The sequence below is a fragment of the Acinetobacter sp. YH16044 genome (genome assembly GCF_013417145.1).
Taxonomy (GTDB): Bacteria; Pseudomonadota; Gammaproteobacteria; order Pseudomonadales; family Moraxellaceae; genus Acinetobacter; species Acinetobacter amyesii.
On record NZ_VPEK01000072.1, the window covers coordinates 1 to 3,223 of the forward strand.

General features: G+C 49.4%; 2 rRNA genes. Both read left to right on the forward strand.

Annotated elements, in window-relative coordinates:
• Positions 1-25: 25 nt before the first annotated feature.
• A 23S ribosomal RNA gene (locus FTV38_RS16420) occupies positions 26-2,919 on the forward strand.
• Between the two features lie 188 nt (positions 2,920-3,107).
• Positions 3,108-3,222: ribosomal RNA gene (rrf, locus tag FTV38_RS16425) — 5S ribosomal RNA — on the forward strand.
• The last annotated feature ends 1 nt before the right edge of the window (position 3,223 follow it).

Here is a 3,223-nt window from a genome sequence, read left to right on the forward strand (position 1 = left end):
TATTAGCGACTGTTTGGGGTTGTATAGTCAAGTAATTAAGTGCATGTGGTGGATGCCTTGGCAGTCAGAGGCGATGAAAGACGTAATAGCCTGCGATAAGCTCCGGGGAGGCGGCAAATATCCTGTGATCCGGAGATTTCTGAATGGGGAAACCCACCCGCTATAAGGCGGGTATCATAAACTGAATACATAGGTTTATGAGGCGAACGAGGGGAAGTGAAACATCTCAGTACCCTTAGGAAAAGAAATCAATTGAGATTCCCTCAGTAGCGGCGAGCGAACGGGGAAAAGCCCATTAAGTTATCTAAGCTTTAGTGGAACGCTCTGGGAAGTGCGACCATAGTAGGTGATAGTCCTGTACACGAAAGGGCTTAGATAATGATGTCGAGTAGGGCGAGGCACGTGAAACCTTGTCTGAATATGGGGGGACCATCCTCCAAGGCTAAATACTCCTGACTGACCGATAGTGAACCAGTACCGTGAGGGAAAGGCGAAAAGAACCCCTGTGAGGGGAGTGAAATAGATCCTGAAACCGCATGCATACAAGCAGTGGGAGCCAACTTGTTTGGTGACTGCGTACCTTTTGTATAATGGGTCAGCGACTTACATTCAGTAGCAAGGTTAACCGATTAGGGGAGCCGTAGAGAAATCGAGTCTTAATAGGGCGTTTAGTTGCTGGGTGTAGACCCGAAACCGGGTGATCTATCCATGAGCAGGTTGAAGGTTGGGTAACACTAACTGGAGGACCGAACCCACTGTCGTTGAAAAGCCAGGGGATGACTTGTGGATAGGGGTGAAAGGCTAATCAAACTCGGTGATAGCTGGTTCTCCCCGAAAGCTATTTAGGTAGCGCCTCGGACGAATACCATTGGGGGTAGAGCACTGTTTCGGCTAGGGGGTCATCCCGACTTACCAAACCGATGCAAACTCCGAATACCAATGAGTACTATCCGGGAGACAGACTGCGGGTGCTAACGTCCGTAGTCAAGAGGAAAACAATCCAGACCGCCAGCTAAGGCCCCAAAATTATAGTTAAGTGGGAAACGATGTGGGAAGGCATAGACAGCTAGGAGGTTGGCTTAGAAGCAGCCACCCTTTAAAGAAAGCGTAATAGCTCACTAGTCGAGTCGGCCTGCGCGGAAGATGTAACGGGGCTAAAACTATATGCCGAAGCTGCGGATTTACACATTAGTGTAAGTGGTAGGGGAGCGTTCTGTAAGCCGATGAAGGTGGATTGAGAAGTCTGCTGGAGGTATCAGAAGTGCGAATGCTGACGTGAGTAACGACAAAACGGGTGAAAAACCCGTTCGCTGAAAGACCAAGGGTTCCAGTCCAACGTTAATCGGGGCTGGGTGAGTCGACCCCTAAGGCGAGGCCGAGAGGCGTAGTCGATGGGAAATTGGTTAATATTCCAATACTTCAGTGTAATGCGATGAGAGGACGGAGAAGGTTAAGTCAGCCTGGCGTTGGTTGTCCAGGTGAAAGGAAGTAGGCATGTATCTTAGGCAAATCCGGGGTACTCTATGCTGAGATCTGACAGCAAGCTGTACTTGTACAGTGAAGTGGCTGATACCATACTTCCAGGAAAAGTCTCTAAGCTTCAGTTACACTGGAATCGTACCCGAAACCGACACAGGTGGTCAGGTCGAGTAGACCAAAGCGCTTGAGAGAACTCTGCTGAAGGAACTAGGCAAAATGGTACCGTAACTTCGGGAGAAGGTACGCTGCTTTTGGTGATGGGATTTACTTCCTGAGCTGAGAGCAGCCACAGAAACCAGGCCCCTGCAACTGTTTATTAAAAACATAGCACTCTGCAAACACGAAAGTGGACGTATAGGGTGTGATGCCTGCCCGGTGCTGGAAGGTTAATTGATGGGGTTAGCGTAAGCGAAGCTCTTGATCGAAGCCCCAGTAAACGGCGGCCGTAACTATAACGGTCCTAAGGTAGCGAAATTCCTTGTCGGGTAAGTTCCGACCTGCACGAATGGCATAATGATGGGGGCGCTGTCTCCAGCAGAGGCTCAGTGAAATCGAAATCGCCGTGAAGATGCGGTGTACCCGCGGCTAGACGGAAAGACCCCGTGAACCTTTACTGCAGCTTGACATTGAACTTTGATCTTACTTGTGTAGGATAGGTGGGAGGCTTTGAAACCGAGACGCTAGTTTCGGTGGAGCCAATCTTGAAATACCACCCTGGTAATATTGAGGTTCTAACTCTGCTCCATGATCTGGAGCGAGGACCATGTCTGGTGGGTAGTTTGACTGGGGCGGTCTCCTCCTAAAGAGTAACGGAGGAGTACGAAGGTGCGCTCAGCGTGGTCGGAAATCACGCGTAGAGTATAAAGGCAAAAGCGCGCTTAACTGCGAGACCCACAAGTCGAGCAGGTACGAAAGTAGGTCTTAGTGATCCGGTGGTTCTGTATGGAAGGGCCATCGCTCAACGGATAAAAGGTACTCTGGGGATAACAGGCTGATACCGCCCAAGAGTTCATATCGACGGCGGTGTTTGGCACCTCGATGTCGGCTCATCTCATCCTGGGGCTGAAGCAGGTCCCAAGGGTATGGCTGTTCGCCATTTAAAGAGGTACGCGAGCTGGGTTTAGAACGTCGTGAGACAGTTCGGTCCCTATCTACCGTGGGCGCTGGAAATTTGAGAGGATCTGCTCCTAGTACGAGAGGACCAGAGTGGACGAACCTCTGGTGTACCGGTTGTGACGCCAGTCGCATCGCCGGGTAGCTATGTTCGGAAGGGATAACCGCTGAAAGCATCTAAGCGGGAAGCCTACCTCAAGATAAGATTTCCCTTGGACTTTATGTCCACTAAAGAGCCGTTGAAGACTACGACGTTGATAGGTTGGATGTGGAAGTGCGGTGACGCATGAAGCTGACCAATACTAATTGCTCGTGAGGCTTGACTATACAACACCCAAACAGTTGTATGTAAAGCATCAATTGATTCGATATTAAGCAAAATAACTTGATTTAGTTAACGCTTAAGAACAAAATATGCAACTCAGATATGATCTGTTAATAACTCATTTGGTAGAAAACTTAGCACGAAGAGCACTGCTCTGAGATTAGACTAAGTAAGTATCCATAACAGTTGTGCTGGCGACAATAGCAAGAGTGAACCACCTGATCCCTTCCCGAACTCAGAAGTGAAACCTCTTAGCGCTGATGGTAGTGTGGGGTTACCCATGTGAGAGTAAGTCATCGCCAGCTC